Genomic DNA, 18024 nt, shown 5'->3' with positions numbered 1-18024 from the left:
CCATGCACGTCGTCTTCCGCGAAAGCCATGGGTTAGAGGAAACGGAGACCCCAACCGATCTGGGCCAGAGCCCGGCGGATCTGGTGGTGCTGTCCTTTTCCGACAGTGACCTTGGCGCTTTCGCGGCAGGCTGGCATCGTGGTGGCGGACCCGAAGGTCGGATGCCGACCCTGCGGCTGGCCAATCTGACAGCGCTGAAACATCCCCTGTCGGTCGATACTTATGTCGAACAAACGCTTGAGGGCGCCAAAGGCATTCTGATCCGCCTGATCGGTGGCGTGCCCTACTGGTCCTACGGATTGCAGCAGGTTCTGGCACTGGCCCACGCCAAGGGCATTGCCGTTGCTGTGCTGCCTGCGGATGGACGTGAAGATACGCGGCTGGATGACTATTCTACCCTGCCCGTTTCAACCCTGCGGCGGCTGGCGCATCTTTGCGACACAGGCGGTGAGGTCGCAGCGCAGGCTGCGCTGGCGCAAATGGCACTGGCCGCGGGGCTTTATTCTGGCCCGGTGATGGGGGCCAAGACGATCCCGGAATGTGGCGTATGGTGTCCGGATCGCGGTGTGATCCCGGCGGATACCGCATTCGCCGGTGATGCCAAGCGCATCCTCGTGACCTTCTATCGCGCCTATCTGACCTCGGCAGACACTGCCCCGGTCGCGGCCCTGATCCACCGTCTGCGTGCGCGTGGGTTTCAGGCTGTCGGCCTATTTGCGCCGTCGCTCAAAGCCCCTACCGCCGCTGACTGGCTGCGCGAACAGGTCGTAGCGCTGGACCCCTCGGCAATCATCAACGCCACCTCCTTTTCGGGCAAAGGCGCCTCGGGAACGTCCCCGCTGGACGCCGCCAATGTGCCGGTATTTCAGGTCGCCTTGTCCACCGCACGCCGCAAGGCTTGGGTCGATGCGGAACGCGGGCTGTCCCCCGCCGACCTCGCAATGCATGTGGTCCTGCCCGAGGTGGATGGCCGCATTTCGGCGGGCATCGCTTCGTTCAAGGAACCGGGCAAGCGCGACCCGTATCTGGAATATTCCCGTTTTGCCCACCGCCCCGAGCCGGAACGGGTTGAGGCGATCATTGATCGGGTGGACGGCTGGCTGCGCCTAAGCGACAAACCCAAGCCAGATCAGGTCCCAGCGTTGGTGCTGTCGACTTATCCCGGCAAGGACTGGCAGATGGCCCATGCGGTTGGCCTGGATGCGCTGGCCTCGGCCGAGGCGATGCTGTCTGATCTGCAGGCCGAAGGCTATGACACCGCACCTGGCGCGCCGATTGCCGAGACGCTTCTGGATGCGCGACTGTCTTGGCCGCTCGCGGCCTATCAGACCGCGCTGGAAGACTTGCCGGAACAGTTGCAAACGGATCTGCAATCCATCTGGGGCAAGCCTGAGGACGACCCGGTTTTTGCCGATGGTGCGTTCAACTTTACCGCCTTGAACCGGGGCAAGACACTGATCGCGCTGCAACCGGAACGCGGCACGCCCGAGCTACGCGATGACGACTATCACGATCTTTCGCGCACCCCGCGCCACAGCTATGTTGCCTTCTATCTCTGGCTGCGTAAGGGGCATGGCGCGGATGCGCTGATCCATATCGGCGCGCATGGCACGTTGGAATGGCTGCCAGGCAAATCGGTCGCCCTGTCCCAAAACTGCTGGCCTGAGGCGTTGGTCCGAGATCTGCCGGTGATCTACCCCTTTATCGTGAATGACCCCGGCGAGGCCGCACAGGCCAAGCGCCGGATCGGCGCGGTTACACTGGGCCATATCCCGCCCCCGATGCGAACAAGTGACACGCCGGACCGTATGGTGCGACTGGAATCCCTGCTGGACGAATTCTCGAACGCCGACGGGCTGGACCCCAAACGCCGCGACCGACTACAAGAAGACATACGGGATGAGGCGCAGGCCATTGGTCTGGAAAGCGATCTGGGTCTGAATCAGGCAACCTGTACCGCCGAAGCGATCACCCGTATCGACCGATTTGTCTGCGACATCAAAGAAAGCCAGTTCGGCGACGGCTTGCACGTCTTTGGCCGCGTCCCCGAAGTGACCGGCAATTTTGATGCCACGCCTTCGGCGCATGCGGAACGTCAATCACTTTTGGACGCACTGGCCGGGAAACGGATCGAGGCTGGCCCGTCTGGCTCACCCTATCGCGGGCGCTCGGACGTGCTGCCGACAGGGCGAAATCTTTACACCACCGATCCGCGTTCGGTTCCAACACGCGCGGCCTATACCCAAGGTGTCAAACTGGCCGAGGAACTAGTGCGGCGGCATCTGCAGGAAGAAGGCGATTACCCCAAGGGGCTGATTGTCGACCTCTGGGGCTCGGCCACGATGCGCACTGCGGGTGAAGAATTCGCCATGGCGCTTCACCTGCTGGGTGTGAAACCGGTTTGGGACAAGGGGTCGGAGCGGGTTTCCGGTATCGAGGTGCTGCCAATCACTGATCTCAGCCGTCCACGGCTAGACGTGACCTTGCGTGTCTCGGGCCTGTTCCGCGATGTATTCCCGACGCTTTCTGCGCTGTATGGCCAGGCAGTGCGAGCATTGTGTGAACGGGACGAGGCAGCAGACTGGAACCCATATGCCGGGCAGGCACCGGCCGCCCGTGTCTATGGCCCCGCCCCCGGCAGCTATGGCCTGAACATGACGCAGCTATCCGAAATCTATACGGACGAAGCGCGGGCACAGGCCGGTCAGGCTTGGCTGGATGCCAGTTCCTTTGCGCTTGAGGGCGAGCAAATTGCACGGGATGTCGATGGTATTACCCAACGCGTTGCCCACGCCGATAGCTTTGTTCACCTTCAGGACCTGACCGAAACCGATCTGCTGTTGGCCAATGACTATGCCACGCATGAGGCCGGTTTTGCCGCCGCCAAGAAAGTCACTGGCGGTACTGCGCAGCTTTACCATCTGGACAATACCAACCCAGACATCCCCCGCGCCCGAACCCTGTCTGAGGAAATCAGCCGCGTTGTCCACGCGCGCGCGGCTAATCCTGACTGGATCGCAGGAATGCAACGGCACGGATTCCGCGGCGCCGCCGAGATCGCGGCAACGCTGGATCATATGGCAAGCTTTGCCCATCTGTCGGGAACCGTTGCACCGCATCTGTTTGACATCTACCACGATGCCACACTGGGTAACGCCGAGGTTGATGCCTTTCTGCAAGAGAAGAACCCACGGGCGCATCAGGCCATGCAGGATCGGTTCCGTGCGCTGCTCGAGGCTGGCCTGTGGAACACGCGCCGAAACTCGATCCGAGCCGATCTGGAGGGGTTGGGATGAGTGCACCGATCGTTCAGGGCTGGTGCCCCAGCGCCCATCGCCCGATGATGTCGGGGGACGGGTTGGTCGTGCGGGTTCGGCCGCGGCTGGCGCGCCTTGAGGCTGCGCAGATGTTAGGCCTGTGCGAACTTGCCGACCGGTTTGGCAATGGCACAATTGACCTGACCAACCGCGCCAATCTGCAACTGCGCGGTGTGGCCGAGGCCGATCACCAACCTTTGCTAGAAGAACTCGCTGCGCTGAACCTTTTGGATGCGGAACCGGGTATCGAGGTGCGGCGCAATATTCTGGTGACGCCGCTCTACCAATCCGGCGATCTTACCGCACGACTGACGCAGGAACTGATCGACCGGTTGGGTGAATTGCCGTCGCTACCAGCCAAGTTTGGGTTTGCCATCGACACCGGACCAAATCGCCTGTTGGTCGGGGATTCGGCGGATATCCGGCTGGAGACAGGCCCCGACGGGCTGATCCTACGCGCTGATGGCGCCGAAACAGGGCGTCGCGTGACCGAAAAAATCGCCATCGACCACCTGATCGCGCTGGCCGAATGGTTCGCGGATCACCAAACTCCCGAGGCCCGGCGCATGGCCCGCTTGGTTGCGTCACAGGATTTGCCGTCAGAATGCCAAGGCAGCGCACCGGGTGATGTTGGCGCTCTGCCTGAACCGGGCATCGTGGAACTGGGTGCGTTTTACGGAGCCGCGTTCGGTCAGTTGCCAGCGCGCGGGCTTGCGGGGCTGATTGAGACCTGCGGTGCCTCTGCGCTGCGGGTCACCCCTTGGCGGCTGTTCCTGATGGAAGGCGGGGCGGCGATACCCGCCCCAGCGTTCGTCACCGATGGCACCGACCCGCTGATGACCACTGACGCCTGCCCCGGCGCCCCGCTCTGCCCGCAGGCGCAGGTGGAGACCCGCGATATCGCCCGCGCGCTGGCCTCGCGTATTACCGGCCACTTGCATGTCTCGGGCTGTGCTAAAGGATGCGCGCGCATGGGACCAGCTGATGTCACCCTGGTCGGCCACGATGGTCGATTTGATCTTGTCAAACAAGGCCGCGCGGGAGATGAGCCAAACCTGCGCGGGTTAAGCCCCGAAACACTTATGACCATGGACTTCTCCTGATGCCCTATGAATACGAAACCGACGGCGCGGCGATCTACAAACAAAGCTTTGCCACCATCCGGTCCGAGGCCGATCTGGCACGGTTCGACGCCGATGAGGAACAGGTCGCCGTTCGGATGATCCACGCGGCAGGTATGGTGGGGCTGGAAGAGTTCGTGCATTTCTCACCCGGTTTTGTGACCTCGGCCCGTGCCGCGTTGGAAGACGGAGCACCGATCCTGTGCGACGCCCGCATGGTCAGCGAGGGTGTGACCCGGTTCCGCCTGCCCGCCGATAACGAGGTGATCTGCACCCTGCACGACGAACGTGTGCGTCTGCTGGCTGCAGAGATGAGCAACACCCGGTCCGCCGCTGCGCTGGAGTTGTGGCGCCCGCATCTGCAAGGCGCCGTGGTGGCCATCGGTAATGCGCCCACCGCCCTGTTCCACCTGCTGAACATGCTGGAAGACCCCGACTGCCCGCGCCCTGCGGCCATCATCGGCTGCCCGGTGGGCTTTGTCGGTGCGGTCGAATCTAAAGACGCTCTGTGGGAGGCGCAGCCTGTGCCGTCCTGCATCGTCAAGGGCCGCCTCGGCGGCAGTGCCATCACAGTCGCAGCCATCAACGCCATCGCGAGCCGCGCCGAATGAACGCGGGCAAGATATACGGCGTGGGCCTCGGCCCAGGCGATCCGGACCTTATGAGCGTCCGGGCTGACCGCCTACTGCGCACTGCCCGTCACGTGGCCTTTTTCCGCAAACCGGGTCGCAGTGGTCAGGCGCGCAAGATCGTCAATGGCATGATCCCCGAAGGCGCGGTGGAATTCCCGATGGAATACCCCGTGACCACAGAAATTCCATTGAGTGATCCGCGGTACAATGAGCTGCTCTCGGCGTTTTATGAAGATTGTGCCGCGCATCTGAAGACATTGTCGGATCAGGGCGAAGACGTGGTGGTCCTGTGCGAGGGTGATCCGTTCTTCTACGGATCATTCATGCATCTTTACAATCGACTACGCGGCGAAGCTGAAGTTGAAGTCGTGCCTGCGATCACCGGTATGTCCGGCGCGTGGACCGCAACCGGCGACCCCATCACCTGGGGAGACGACGTATTGACCGTGCTGGTCGGCACATTGCCCGAAGACGATCTGGCCCACCGAATGGCCCAAACCGACGCGCTGGTAGTGATGAAGATCGGGCGCAATATAGACAAAGTGAAGCGGGCCCTGAAGACGGCCGGTTTGTATGACCGTGCTTGGATCGTGGAATACGCTCAGATGCCCAATCAACGCGTGTGCAAATTGTCGGAAAATTGCGAGGGGATCACTCCGTATTTCTCGATCATCATCGTTCACGGACAAGGGCGGCGGCCATGAGCGGTTGGGTCAAGATAGCAGGACTCGGGCCAGGAAACGAGGCTTTGGTGACGCCCGAAGTAACCGCTGCGCTGGCTGAGGCGACGGATGTCGTCGGCTACATTCCTTACGTCGCGCGCATCGCCGAACGCCCCGGCCTGACTCTGCATGCCAGCGACAACCGGGTTGAGATCGACCGCTCTCAGCATGCGTTGCAAATGGCGGCCGAAGGGAAGCGCGTAGTGGTCGTATCCTCGGGCGATCCGGGCGTATTTGCCATGGCAGCAGCGGTGTTCGAAGCGCTGGAAAACGGCCCCCGTGAATGGCGCGACCTACCGGTTGAGGTGCTGCCCGGGATCACTGCGATGCTTGCGGCCTCCGCCCGCGCTGGTGCCCCGCTGGGGCATGATTTCTGCACCATCAACCTGAGTGACAACCTCAAACCTTGGCCTCTGATTGAGAAGCGCCTGCGTCTGGCCGCGCAAGCGGATTTCGCGATGGCGTTTTACAACCCCCGCTCGAAATCCCGCCCCGAAGGCTTTGTCAAAACGCTGGAAATCCTGCGCGAAGAATGTGAACCCGAGCGGCTGATCCTGTTCGCCCGCGCTGTCAGCCGGGCGGATGAGGCAATCCGGATTTCAACCTTGGTCGAGGCCACGCCTGATATGGCCGATATGCAGACCGTTGTCATCGTCGGCTCATCGCTGACCCGCGTGATAGAACGCGCCGGTGACCCGATCGTCTATACGCCGAGGTTCACCCCGGAATGAGCCAGCCAGTCCAGAACCTGCGGAACGCTCGACAGTTCCAGCCGCTGCGGCAGGGCTGGACGGTCGATCATCAACACCGGTATGTCCAGAGCCCGCGCGGCGTCCAGCTTGGCGCGCGCGCCGGCGCCGCCCGCGTTCTTGGATACCACCAGCTGCGTGCCGTGGCGCTGCATCAACGCCCGGTCATCAGCCTCGGCAAAGGGTCCGCGCGCCACGACAACCTCGCAATTCGGCAAGGGCAGGACATCGGGTTCATCCACCAGCCGCAACAGGTAATGGTGCTGGGGCTGGCTGACGAAATCTTCGAGATGCATGCGCCCGACCGCAAGAAACACGCGCTGCGGATTACCGGACAAAGCGGCCACCGCTGCGGCGATATCCGGGACGCGCAGCCAGGTGTCACCGGGCTGCGGTGCCCATTCGGGCCGTGTCAGCGCAACAAGTGGAATCTGCGCCGCATGGCAGGCCTCAATCGCGTTACGGCTCATCCCGGCAGCAAACGGGTGGGTCGCGTCGATAACGTGGCTTATGCTGTGGTCATGGATATATTTCACCAGCCCTTCGGCCCCACCGAACCCACCAACACGCACCGGCAGGGCTTGCGGGCGCGGGTTGTCCACGCGTCCTGCATAGGAGTAGGTCGCGGGAATACCCCGGTCGGCAATGGCTTTTGCCAGCGCGTTGGCCTCGGTCGTGCCGCCCAATATCAGGAGGTTGGACATGTCTGAAGCTCCGTGGCTGACCGTTTTGGGTTTGGGCGAAGATGGACTGGATGGCTTGCCCCCCGCAAGCCGTCAAGTGCTGGAACGCGCTGAAATCATCATGGGGCCACCGCGACACCTGTCCTTGGTTCCCGATTTCGGAGCCCAGCAGGTGGAATGGCCTGTGCCCTTTGCCGATGGTCTGCCGATCCTGACCGGTTTTCGCGGACAATCAACCGTGGTTCTGGCCTCGGGTGATCCGTTCTGGTTCGGCGCCGGATCCGTGATCGCGCGGAATTTCGAAGCCGGGGAATGGGCCGCCCTACCCGGCCAATCCACTTTTTCGCTGGCCGCTGCGCGGTTGGGTTGGCCGCTGGAAAGCACGCAGACATTTGGTCTGCATGCAGCCCCGCTGACCCGCCTGCGCCCCCATCTGGCCCCCGGCCTGCGCGCGATTCTGCTATTGCGCGATGGCAAGGCCGTGACCGAGCTGGCCACCTATCTGACCGACACTGGTTTTGCCGACACACATCTGCACGTGATGGAGGCCTTGGGTGGCCCGCGCGAACGGGCGCGCAGTGTCTCGCTGACCGAGGCGCTGCTGGGTGGGTTCGATCACCCGGTCTGCGTCGGGCTCGAGGTTGCTGGCGGCGGGCAGGCCTTTCCGCGCGCCTCTGGCAAACCGGATGAGATTTTTGAGACCGACGGCCAGATCACCAAACGCCCTATCCGTGCGCTGACCCTTTCGGCGCTGGCCCCGCAGCGGGACGAGCATCTGTGGGACATTGGCGGCGGCACCGGGTCAATCAGCATCGAATGGCTGATGTGTGATCCAACGCTCAGCGCCACAACGATCGAACCCCGCGAAGACCGCGCCGAGCGCATTCGCCGAAATGCCGACGCGCTGGGTCAAGACCGGCTGCAGGTGGTGCACGGCACCGCCCCGGATGCGCTGAACGGCCTGCCCCTACCCGATGTCGTGTTCATTGGCGGCGGGCTGAGCAGTGAGCTGTTGCAATGGCTGCATACAACCCTGCCCTCCGGCACGCGGCTGGTGGCCAACGCGGTGACGCTGGAGAGCGAAGCGCTGCTGGCGCAATGGCAGGATATGCTGGGCGGTGAGCTGCTGCGGATCGAATTGGCACAGGCTTCGGCCCTGGGGCCACGGCGCGGTTGGAAATCGGCCTATCCGGTGGTGCAATGGAGCGTCACGTTATGATCGTCGCAGGCATCGGATTTTCCTCGACCGCTACGCTGGACAGCCTGCGCGCCGCCTATGATCAGGCGAGTGCCGGCCACGCTGTGGACGCGCTGGCCACAGTTGCCGACAAGGAAGGCCACGCCGCGCTGACAGATTTCGCCTCGGCCATTGCCCTGCCATTGCATTTCATTGCCCCCGCCGATCTGGCCGGGCAGCGCACCCTCACCTGCTCGACCCGCAGCCGCGCCACATATGGCACCGGCAGCGTGGCCGAAGCATCCGCCCTTGCCGCCGCCGGACCTGGTGCGCGGCTGATCTCACCCAGACAGATTTCAGGCGACCGGCTGGCCACCTGCGCCATCGCCATCGGAGGACAGACATGACCGTTCATTTCATTGGCGCCGGACCGGGCGCCGCCGACCTGCTGACCCTGCGCGGTCGCGATATCATCGCCGCCTGCCCGGTCTGCCTGTATGCTGGTTCGCTGGTGCCCGAGGAAATTCTGAGCCATTGCCCCGAGGACGCAAAGATCGTGAACACGGCGGCGATGGATCTGGACCAGATCATGGCCGAAATCGCAACCGCACATCAGGCCGGTCTGGATGTTGCGCGACTGCATTCCGGCGACCTGTCGGTCTGGTCCGCGATGGGCGAGCAGATCCGCCGCCTGAAAGAGCTGGGCATCCCGGTCAGCGTGACCCCTGGCGTGCCGTCTTTTGCCGCTGCGGCCGCATCACTGGGCACGGAACTGACCCTGCCCGGACTTGCGCAATCAGTGGTCCTGACCCGGACACCGGGACGCGCATCGTCGATGCCCGAGGGCGAGACGTTGGCGAATTTTGCCCGTACCGGGGCGACGCTGGCCATCCACCTGTCGATCGGCAATCTAGACACTGTGATCGCCGATCTGACCCCGGCCTATGGCGCCGAATGCCCGGTGGCCGTGGTCTATCGTGCCAGCTGGCCCGACGAACAGATCATCCGTGCGACGCTGGCGACGCTGAAAGACGCGCTGGACGAGAGCATCTCACGCACAGCGCTGATCATGGTGGGTCCAGCACTGGCTGGTGAAGGGTTTGACGAAAGCTGCCTGTATTCTAAGGATTACGACCGCCGGTATCGCCCGCAAAGCGCGGACAGCCCTTGGTCAACCTGGAGCCATGGTGATGACTAACCCTCCGGGTATTCTGATTTCGGCACCGTCTTCGGGGACTGGCAAGACCACCGTGATGCTGGGCCTGCTGCGTGCGCTGGCCGAGGATGGCCTGACCGTCCAACCATTCAAAAGCGGCCCTGACTATATCGACCCGGCCTTTCACCGGGCGGCGGCTGGGCGCGCCTCGTTCAATCTGGACAGCTGGGCGATGGGCGATCCTCTGCTGAACGCAATATCGGCACAGGCTGACGGCGCGGATATCGTCGTAGCCGAAGGATCGATGGGTCTGTTCGACGGTGTCGCCAAACCCGGTGAGATTGGCCATGGATCTAGCGCGGAAACTGCGCAGCGTATGGGCTGGCCTGTGGTGTTGGTTCTGGATGTCGGCGGTCAGGCGCAATCAGCTGCAGCCACGGCGCTGGGGTTTCGGATGTACAACCCCGACCTGCCCTTTGCCGGGGTAATTTTGAACCGCTGCGCCAGCCCGCGTCACGAGCGTCTGACCCGGTTGGGTATGGAACGTGCAGGCCTGCCGGTTCTGGGCGTTCTGCCACGACGCGGAGACCTGACACTTCCCGAGCGGCACTTAGGTTTGATCCAGGCGGTGGAACATCCCGATCTGGAAAGCGCCATTGTCGGCTATGCTGCGTTCCTGCGTGAACATGTCGATCTGGAGGCGATCAAGCGGGCGGCTTCCTCAAGCCCAGATAGGCCATCGTCAGCCGTGCTGCCGCGCCCTCCGGCGCAGCGGATCGCACTGGCCCGGGATGCTGCGTTTTCGTTCACCTATCCGCATTTGCTGGAAGGCTGGCGCGCGGCGGGTGCAGAAATCCTACCGTTTTCACCACTGGCGAATGAAGCCCCTGCCCCGGATGCCGATCTGGTCTGGCTGCCGGGTGGGTATCCCGAGTTGCACGCAGGCACATTGGCCGCTGCCAACACCTTCCAGACTGGGCTGCGCAAACATGCCGAGACAAGACCTGTGCACGGCGAATGCGGGGGCTACATGGCGCTGGGTCAGGCGTTGATCGACAAAGACGGAGTCCAGCACGAAATGGCGGGCCTTCTGGGCCTTGTGACCTCCTATGAAAAGCGCAAGTTCAACCTGGGTTATCGCAAGGCAGAATTACTGGCCTCGATGGCCGGATTTGCCGAAGGCACAGCGCTACGCGGGCATGAGTTCCACTATTCCTCGATCATCGAACAGCCTGACGCGCCGCTGGCACGCGTGTTCGACGCCGAAGGCGCGGAAGGCCCGCAAACCGGATCGGTGCGAGGCAATGTCACTGGGACATTCTTTCATCTGATCGCCGAGGCCTCGGCATGAGTGGTTTTGTGTCCTTCATCGGTTCAGGCCCCGGCGACCCGGAATTGCTGACGCTGAAGGCGGTAGACAGGTTGCAGAAAGCTGATGCGGTGCTGTTTGACGACCTCAGCAGCGGCCCGATCCTGAGCCATGCCCGCGAGGATGCTGACCTGGTTGGTGTCGGCAAACGCGCCGGGCGCCCCTCGCCCAAGCAGGATCACGTCAGCCGCTTGTTGGTCGAATATGCACAAACCGGTCAGCATGTTGTGCGGTTGAAATCCGGTGATGGCGGCATGTTCGGCCGGCTTGAAGAAGAACTGGTGGCCCTGCAAGAGGCCGGGATCGACTATGAAATCATCCCCGGCATCCCCTCGGCGGTAGCGGCGGCGGCAGCGGCAGGCATTCCGCTGACCCGGCGACTGACCGCGCGGCGCGTGCAATTCGTCACCGGCCACGATGTCAGTGGCAAACTGCCCGAAGATCTGAACCTGGCAGCACTGGCTGATCCACAGGCTACGACCGTCGTATTTATGGGCAAGCGCACCTTTCCCCTTTTGGTTGGCGCCCTGCATTCGCACGGCCTACCGCTGGACACGCCTGCATTGATGGCCGAATCCGTCTCGACCCCCGAACAAAAGCTGCAACGCTCGACCATCGGTGCCTTGTCGCAGCAGTTGGAAACCGAGATCGGCACCGCCCCGGCCCTGATCCTGTATGGACCTCTGGCAGAGTTCGAAAATGATTGACCTGACGCTGATCGGTATTGGCACCGGCAACCCGGATCATGTGACATTTCAAGGGGCGCAGGCGATCCGTTCGGCGGACCTGGTCCTGATCCCCCGCAAGGGCGAAAACAAGGCCGATCTGGCAGGGCTGCGCGAGCAGATCATCGCTCAGGTCGCGGATACTCCTCCGCAAATCGCGTATTTCGACATTCCCAAACGCCGTGCCGATGATGGCTATTTACGCGGAGTGGACGAATGGCACGACGCGATTGCATTGCGCTGGCAGGAGGCCATCGCAGCCCACCCGAAGGCCCGTCATGTGGCGCTGCTGATCTGGGGGGATCCGTCGCTGTATGACAGTTCGCTGCGAATCGCGGCACGTTTGACCCCTCAGCCAGAAACACGCGTGATTCCCGGCATCACAGCGCTGCAAGCGCTGACGGCGGCCCATGCGATTCCGATCAACGAACTGGGCGCGCCCTATATCGTCACAACTGGTCGTCGCATCCGGGACGAAGGATGGCCGGAAACCGCAGAAAACGTGGCGGTGATGCTGGATGGTGAATGTTCATTCCAAAACCTGGACATGGAAGACTTGGACATTTGGTGGGGCGCATATGTCGGCATGAAAGAGGAAATCCTGATCAAAGGCCCTTTGGCCGAGGTTGCGCAGCAGATTCTGGACCGCCGCGCCCATGCCCGTGCCGACCATGGTTGGATCATGGATATTTATTTGCTGAAAAAGCGCATAATCTGACACAATACGTCGCAAATGATGATTGCACCGCCACAGCTATAGCGGCTAAATGGGGGTGTCTGGTCCTGCCGGAGAAATCCGGATGCTAAGAGGGAATTTGGTGCGACTGCCTCGGTGGTCAACTCCAAAGCCGCCCCCGCGACTGTAAGCGGAGAGCCCCTGTTCAACCAGCCACTCCCGGTTCTCCGGGGGGAAGGCGAACAGAGGCATCGACCCGCAAGCCAGGAGACCTGCCAGGCGCAAAAACGAAACACCGGCCGTCGGGTGCGGCGGCAGAGGAGAATACAAAATGGCAACACAAACGAAAACAGCATCCGCCGCGCGTACAGGCTTTGTTCCGGTCATGTTTGCAGTGGTTCTGGGTCTGGGCCTCATTACGCTGACCGGTCACGTTCAGGCAGCGGCCCTGCATGATGCAGCGCATGACGTGCGTCACGCGACCGGCTTCCCCTGCCACTAAGACCGTGTTCAGTCGTATATTGACCAGCGCGTTGTTCGCTGGTGCTGCAGCGGGGCTGATTGCCGCCTTGCTGCAGTTGGTATTTGTGCAACCAGTATTGTTGCATGCCGAGCTTTATGAATCCGGAGAGCTGGTGCATTTCGGGGCCGAGACCGTATCGGCTCATCCCGAGCTGCCGCGCATGTTCTCTGAACTGACGCGTGATGCGCTGAGTGTCATCTTTACCATGCTGACCTATACCGGCTATGCGCTGGTGATGGTTGCGCTGATGTCGGTAGCCGAAGGTCAAGGGCATCAGATTGATGGCCGGACCGGCGTTCTTTGGGGGTTGGCCGGATTTATCGCTTTCCACCTTGCACCAGGTTTCACCCTTGCGCCCGAAGTGCCGGGTGTCGCGGCAGCCGATGTCTATGCGCGTCAGGTCTGGTGGTTCGCAACAGTTGCAGCAGCCCTTGTCGCCATGTGGTTGATCGCCTTTGGAGGTAACCTGATCAGCTATGTGATCGCCGCGGTACTTCTGTTGGTGCCACATCTTATCGGTGCACCCGAGCCCGATGTTTTCACCGGCCCTGTGCCGACTGAAATTGGAGCGTTGTTCGCGGCACGAGCTTTTGGAATCGGTCTGGTTGCATGGGTTCTGGTTGGCGCGTTCGCTGGCTATTTCTGGCAGAAAGAAGCGCAACATTCCGAAGCAACGGCCTGATCGCACTTAGATTGAACGCGCCGGGTGTAAACTTGGCGCGTTTCCCTATGTTTTCAAGGAAATACAATGACCCGTTCACTTGCTCTATTCGTGATCGGTTTGGTCTTTGGCGGCGGTGCAGGATTTGTAATTGCTGCTGCAAATGGCGTCACATTTGATGGCCACGACCATTCTGATCCGTCTCTTCACGGAGCCTCACACACTGAGACCATGGCCCACGATCATTCCACGGCCCTGAACCTACCGGCAGGCACAGATGCACCTACACTGGACATCGCACTGACACAGGATCCTATGTCTGGCTGGAACCTGCATGTCATGCCAAAAAACTTTACCTTCGCACCGCAGAACGCATCGACCGCAGACATGGCGGGCGAAGGGCACGCGCATGTTTACATCAACGGAGAAAAGCTCGCCCGGCTTTACGGCAGTTGGATGCACATTGATCAGTTGCCCAAAGGCGAGGTCGAGGTTTCGGTTTCGCTGAATTCCAACAGCCATAGCCCGCTTTCGGTAGATAACGTGCCGGTTCGTGCTGCGGTTACGGTTCAGGTCGATTAAAGCGCCGGGATACGCGCACGCAAACACATCCGAAGCCGCCCGCAGGGTCGGGCGTCTTCGATCCAACCCTGGGGGCTGTTCAGGTAAGTACGGCAAGTTTCAGCGATATCCGCAGCATCCGCCACCACATCGACACCCGAAAACACATAAGATGCGCGCCCCAGCGACTGTATAGCCAGCGTCGTGGGTTCCGCGCAGCTGCTGAAACAGGCGTGTTCGCTCAATTCGACCTGATCCGTCAATCCAGCCCTTTTCAGTGCGTCCTTCACAGCCTGCACCTCGGCCGCCCGATCGCGTGCGGTGCCACAGGTTTTGCAGATCATCAGGCGCATCCGATCCAGACCTTTCCCTTCGTCCTGCGCCCGTTTCTGCGGCTTTAAGCGGCGCGGCGCAATCCCGAATGCGCACAAGATTGTGAGTGCGACGTCCCCGCATTTCTGGCAGGATTCCTGCAGACACCTTAAAAGGAGGCCTCTGGATGAAACTGCTTTGGACTGTCTTCGCCCTGCTGGCTCTGCCCGCCTGGGCCGACGAACCGCTCTCGGGATGGGCCGTGTATCCAACGGGCAAAAGCTATGATGAATTGGTCTCGGACACCAAATCGGCGGTTAAGGCAAACGGTCTGATCGTTGTCACGCAGGCCGGCCCCACCAAAGCCGCCGCCGCGCGGGGGATTACAATCCCAGGCAATCTGGTGATCGGCGCCTTCAACAATGACTATGCGGTGCGCGTGCTGGAAACCTCGGTGCGCGCAATGATCGAAGCACCGATCCGGTTTTACGTGACTGAAAACGAGGACGGCACCGCCACCCTGTCCTATAAAACGCCCAGCTTTGTATTCGCGCCCTATATCTATGAGGGAAGAGACCCCCTGAGGGACATTGCCCAGGAATTGGATGACACCTTTCAGATCGTGGCCGAAGCCGCTGTCAAATAGTCACACTGGCGTGATGCGCCTTGCGTCCGGGTCTGTCCTCCGCAATCTGCGTTGAAACAGTTTTCGGAGCTTTACTGATGCAGGACTCGTCGCCCCGCGCTGCGGACATTCTGGCCCAACGGCTTTATGAGGCTGGCTGCCGCCACGCTTTTGGCATGCCAGGTGGCGAGGTGCTGACCCTAGTGGATGCGTTGGAAAAGGCTGGAATAACCTTTCACCTGACCAAACACGAGAACGCGGCTGGCTTTATGGCCGAGGCGGTGCATCACCGCGACGGTGCCCCGGCCATTCTGGTGGCCACACTCGGTCCAGGCGCGATGAACGGGATCAATGTGGTCGCCAATGCGTTGCAGGACCGGGTGCCAATGATCGTGCTGACCGGCTGTGTCGACGCAGATGAGGCGCTGACATACACCCATCAGGTCATGGATCACGCACGGGTCTATCGCTCGATCACCAAAGGGACATTCATGCTGACCGCCAAAGGCGCGGATATTATCGCAGACAAAGCGGTGTCGCTCGCCAGTCAGCCGCGCCCAGGGCCGGTGCATATCGACGTGCCGATTTCGGTTGCGGATGCGCCTGTGACCGATGTCAAACGCCGCCGTCTTGTCAAACCTGCCGCCGTCGCGCCCGAGGGGGATTGCGTTGAAAAAGCCCGCCGCTGGGTGGCACAGGCCGAACGGCCCATCGCGATTATCGGCCTGGATGTTCTATACGACGACTCACGCAATGTGGTGCAGGCGTTCCTTGAACATTTTGGCATTCCTTTTGTGACAACCTACAAGGCCAAGGGCGTGGTTCCCGAGGATCATCCACTGTGCCTTGGCGGCGCGGGCCTGTCGCCGCTTGCTGACACCCATCTGGTGCCGCTGGTTGAACAGGCCGATCTGGTGTTGTGTCTGGGCTATGACCCGATCGAAATGCGCCCTGGCTGGCGCGAGATATGGGACCCCGAAGAAAAGCGCGTCATCGACATTTCGGCGGTTCCGAACGATCACTACATGCATCAGGCCGGGTTGAACCTGGTGGCTGATACCGGCGCGACCCTCGAGGCCGTTGCAAAGGGCAACCCTGCCCGCGCCACCTGGCCCGGCGGTGAGCCCGAACAGGTTCGGGCCGCCCTGGCGCGAGCCTTCCCTACTGATGACGTATGGGGTCCCGCCGCGGTAATTGCGGAAACCCGCGCGGTTCTTCCTGCCGAGACATTGGCCACCGCTGACAGTGGCGCACATCGCATCCTTCTCAGCCAGATGTGGGGATGTTCCGAAGAACGCGGGCTGATCCAATCTTCAGCGCTCTGCACCATGGGCTGCGCTCTGCCAATGGCCATCGGGCTGAAACTGGCCGAACCCACGCGCCCGGTCATCAGCTTTTCCGGCGATGCCGGGTTCCTGATGGTCGCCGGAGAACTGTCGACCGTTGCCGAGATGGGTGGTAACCCGATTTTCCTGGTGTTCGTCGACGCCAGCCTTGCCCTGATCGAATTGAAACAGCGTCAGCGGCAAATGGGGAACGTAGGCGTCGATTTCGACCGCCACGACTTTGCAGCTATGGGCCGGGCCTTCGGTGGGAATGGTCACACGGTGCGCACCCGCGCCGAACTGAGGGATGCTCTGGAAGCGGCAACCAAGTCTGATAGGTTCACCGTAATCGCTGCTGAGATTGACCGCGGAGGATATGATGGCCGGATCTGAAGGACCGCTGAAGGGCGTCAAGGTTCTGGACCTGTCCCGCATTCTGGCCGGACCGACCTGCACACAGTTGCTGGGCGATTTGGGTGCCAGCGTTATCAAGATCGAAAACCCTGCCACTAAAGGGGACGACACGCGCCAGTGGGGCCCACCCTATGTCGCTGATGCCGACGGGGTTCCATCGGATCTTAGTGCCTATTTCATGTCAGCCAACCGCAACAAGAAATCGGTCGCCATCGACATCACCACACCCGAAGGTCAGGCGGAAATTCGGCGGCTGGCCTCGTTTGCGGACATCCTGATCGAGAATTTCAAACCCGGCGGGCTTGCGAAATACGGGCTGGATTACAAATCGCTCTCGCAGGAATTCCCTAGCCTCGTCTATTGTTCGATCTCAGGCTACGGGCAGGATGGGCCTAACGCATCAAAGCCCGGATATGATCTGATGGCGCAGGGCTATGGCGGTGTCATGTCTCTGACCGGCGATCCCCAAGGGGCGCCGATGAAAGTTGGAGTTGGTATCGCTGATGTCATGTGCGGTATGTATGCCTGCGTTGGCATTTTGGCAGCATTGCGCCATCGGGACCAGACCGGAGAGGGACAGCAAATTGATCTGGCTCTGGTCGATTCCCAGATTGCGTGGCTGATCAATGAAGGCGTGAATTATCTGACATCCGGCAATGTGCCACAACGCCGTGGGAATGGTCATCCAAATATCGTTCCATATGACGTTTACGAAACCGCTGATGGCCATGTGATCCTTGCTGTAGGTAATGACAGTCAGTTCCGCCGGTTCTGCGAATTCATCGACCAACCTGATCTGGCGGATGACGTCCGCTTTGCGACGAATCCGGCGCGGCTGGAAAACCGGGATGCGTTGAACGCCCTATTGCGCCCTGCGGTTCAGTCATATGACACAACAACCGTCATCGCAGAACTTGAGGCACGCAAAGTACCAGTTGGGCCGGTCCAGACCCTGGATCAGGTTTTTGACACCGAGCAGGTCGCGGCGCGGCAAATGCAGATCGCGATGCAGGCTGCCCCGGCCGAGGTAAAACTGATCGGAAACCCGCTGAAATTGTCGCGGACACCGGTTACCTACCGGACGGCTCCGCCACAGTTCGGAGCGGACACTGCAGCAGTCCTGAACGCTAAGAACCCATTTGAAGATTGAAACACAATGCCTTACTAGGCGGCATATTGCTGAAACATGCCGTTGAATCGGCGGATTTTTTCACGTTTTCCACACACAGCTTTTCACCAATTCGAGAGCAGGGCCGATACTGATACGACCCCGCCT

19 protein-coding genes and 1 riboswitch are annotated in these 18024 nt (G+C 61.3%); of the genes, 17 read left to right on the top strand and 2 right to left on the bottom strand.

The genetic code is table 11. The annotated features are described in order from the left end of the window. Positions 1-2: 2 nt before the first annotated feature. From cobN to cobJ, 5 genes are read left to right on the top strand one after another with little or no spacing between them, the layout of a single operon-like run. Positions 3-3296 carry a cobaltochelatase subunit CobN gene (cobN, locus tag AC2FHX_RS00330; protein ID WP_496700606.1) on the top strand — a complete coding sequence of 1098 codons (3294 nt, stop codon included), beginning with the start codon at positions 3-5 and terminating at the stop codon, positions 3294-3296. Then, a complete protein-coding gene (gene cobG, locus AC2FHX_RS00325; RefSeq protein WP_496700607.1) occupies positions 3293-4420 on the top strand; it encodes a precorrin-3B synthase in 1128 nt (375 codons plus the stop codon). The genes cobN and cobG overlap by 4 nt, the downstream gene beginning before the upstream one ends. After that, entirely contained in the window at positions 4420-5049 is a 630-nt protein-coding gene (locus AC2FHX_RS00320; protein ID WP_142632894.1) for a precorrin-8X methylmutase, read from the top strand. The genes cobG and AC2FHX_RS00320 overlap by 1 nt, the downstream gene beginning before the upstream one ends. After that, positions 5046-5774 carry a precorrin-2 C(20)-methyltransferase gene (locus tag AC2FHX_RS00315; protein WP_142632892.1) on the top strand — a complete coding sequence of 243 codons (729 nt, stop codon included), beginning with the start codon at positions 5046-5048 and terminating at the stop codon, positions 5772-5774. The genes AC2FHX_RS00320 and AC2FHX_RS00315 overlap by 4 nt, the downstream gene beginning before the upstream one ends. Next, on the top strand, positions 5771-6523 hold the full coding sequence (gene cobJ / locus AC2FHX_RS00310) for a precorrin-3B C(17)-methyltransferase (RefSeq protein WP_142632890.1): 753 nt from the start codon (positions 5771-5773) through the stop codon (positions 6521-6523). Before AC2FHX_RS00315 ends, cobJ begins: the two co-directional genes overlap by 4 nt. Here cobJ and AC2FHX_RS00305 read toward each other — a convergent pair. Then, the gene (locus tag AC2FHX_RS00305) at positions 6496-7245 is read right to left on the bottom strand and encodes a cobalt-precorrin-6A reductase (RefSeq protein ID WP_142632888.1); all 750 of its coding nucleotides are present in this window, start codon (positions 7243-7245) and stop codon (positions 6496-6498) included. The two genes, cobJ and AC2FHX_RS00305, sit on opposite strands and share 28 nt — an antisense overlap. On the opposite strand from AC2FHX_RS00305, the gene cbiE reads away from it, so the two are divergent. The 9 genes from cbiE to AC2FHX_RS00260 all read left to right on the top strand — a co-directional run bounded on the left by cbiE (position 7244) and on the right by AC2FHX_RS00260 (position 14093). After that, positions 7244-8443: a precorrin-6y C5,15-methyltransferase (decarboxylating) subunit CbiE gene (gene cbiE, locus AC2FHX_RS00300; protein ID WP_281971824.1), complete on the top strand. Its 1200-nt coding sequence runs from the start codon at positions 7244-7246 to the stop codon at positions 8441-8443. The genes AC2FHX_RS00305 and cbiE overlap by 2 nt on opposite strands. Further along, on the top strand, positions 8440-8808 hold the full coding sequence (locus AC2FHX_RS00295; RefSeq protein WP_496700639.1) for a cobalamin biosynthesis protein: 369 nt from the start codon (positions 8440-8442) through the stop codon (positions 8806-8808). The genes cbiE and AC2FHX_RS00295 overlap by 4 nt, the downstream gene beginning before the upstream one ends. Further along, positions 8805-9599 carry a precorrin-4 C(11)-methyltransferase gene (gene cobM, locus AC2FHX_RS00290; RefSeq protein WP_496700608.1) on the top strand — a complete coding sequence of 265 codons (795 nt, stop codon included), beginning with the start codon at positions 8805-8807 and terminating at the stop codon, positions 9597-9599. The genes AC2FHX_RS00295 and cobM overlap by 4 nt, the downstream gene beginning before the upstream one ends. Further along, complete coding sequence (locus AC2FHX_RS00285) at positions 9586-10908, top strand: cobyrinic acid a,c-diamide synthase CobB (RefSeq protein WP_496692421.1); 1323 nt, start codon at positions 9586-9588, stop codon at positions 10906-10908. The genes cobM and AC2FHX_RS00285 overlap by 14 nt, the downstream gene beginning before the upstream one ends. Then, on the top strand, positions 10905-11633 hold the full coding sequence (gene cobA / locus AC2FHX_RS00280; protein ID WP_496700609.1) for a uroporphyrinogen-III C-methyltransferase: 729 nt from the start codon (positions 10905-10907) through the stop codon (positions 11631-11633). Before AC2FHX_RS00285 ends, cobA begins: the two co-directional genes overlap by 4 nt. Next, positions 11626-12369, top strand: a complete 744-nt coding sequence (gene cobF, locus AC2FHX_RS00275) for a precorrin-6A synthase (deacetylating) (RefSeq protein WP_496700610.1) — start codon at positions 11626-11628, stop codon at positions 12367-12369. Before cobA ends, cobF begins: the two co-directional genes overlap by 8 nt. Before the next feature lie 43 nt (positions 12370-12412). Further along, positions 12413-12621, top strand: a riboswitch (cobalamin riboswitch). A 37-nt stretch (positions 12622-12658) separates the two neighbouring features. Beyond that, entirely contained in the window at positions 12659-12829 is a 171-nt protein-coding gene (locus AC2FHX_RS00270; protein ID WP_142632876.1) for a CbtB domain-containing protein, read from the top strand. Positions 12830-12833: 4 nt separating this feature from the next. Continuing rightward, positions 12834-13532: a CbtA family protein gene (locus AC2FHX_RS00265; protein ID WP_281971819.1), complete on the top strand. Its 699-nt coding sequence runs from the start codon at positions 12834-12836 to the stop codon at positions 13530-13532. A 66-nt stretch (positions 13533-13598) separates the two neighbouring features. After that, the gene (locus tag AC2FHX_RS00260; RefSeq protein ID WP_281971818.1) at positions 13599-14093 is read left to right on the top strand and encodes a hypothetical protein; all 495 of its coding nucleotides are present in this window, start codon (positions 13599-13601) and stop codon (positions 14091-14093) included. On the opposite strand, the gene AC2FHX_RS00255 is transcribed toward AC2FHX_RS00260, so the two are convergent. Next, the gene (locus AC2FHX_RS00255) at positions 14090-14503 is read right to left on the bottom strand and encodes a DUF1636 family protein (protein WP_281971817.1); all 414 of its coding nucleotides are present in this window, start codon (positions 14501-14503) and stop codon (positions 14090-14092) included. The two genes, AC2FHX_RS00260 and AC2FHX_RS00255, sit on opposite strands and share 4 nt — an antisense overlap. Before the next feature lie 68 nt (positions 14504-14571). Between AC2FHX_RS00255 and AC2FHX_RS00250 the strand changes: the two genes are divergently transcribed. The 3 genes from AC2FHX_RS00250 to AC2FHX_RS00240 all read left to right on the top strand — a co-directional run bounded on the left by AC2FHX_RS00250 (position 14572) and on the right by AC2FHX_RS00240 (position 17898). Then, positions 14572-15030: a DUF302 domain-containing protein gene (locus AC2FHX_RS00250; RefSeq protein WP_142632870.1), complete on the top strand. Its 459-nt coding sequence runs from the start codon at positions 14572-14574 to the stop codon at positions 15028-15030. Between the two features lie 77 nt (positions 15031-15107). Beyond that, entirely contained in the window at positions 15108-16727 is a 1620-nt protein-coding gene (locus AC2FHX_RS00245; RefSeq protein ID WP_142632868.1) for a thiamine pyrophosphate-binding protein, read from the top strand. Further along, positions 16714-17898 (top strand): CaiB/BaiF CoA transferase family protein, encoded by a 1185-nt coding sequence (locus tag AC2FHX_RS00240; RefSeq protein WP_142632866.1) that lies wholly within the window; start codon positions 16714-16716, stop codon positions 17896-17898. The genes AC2FHX_RS00245 and AC2FHX_RS00240 overlap by 14 nt, the downstream gene beginning before the upstream one ends. Positions 17899-18024 lie beyond the last annotated feature (126 nt).

This window comes from Ruegeria sp. CDSC042 (assembly GCF_059610745.1).
This window is presented reverse-complemented; position numbering and strand designations above follow the sequence as displayed.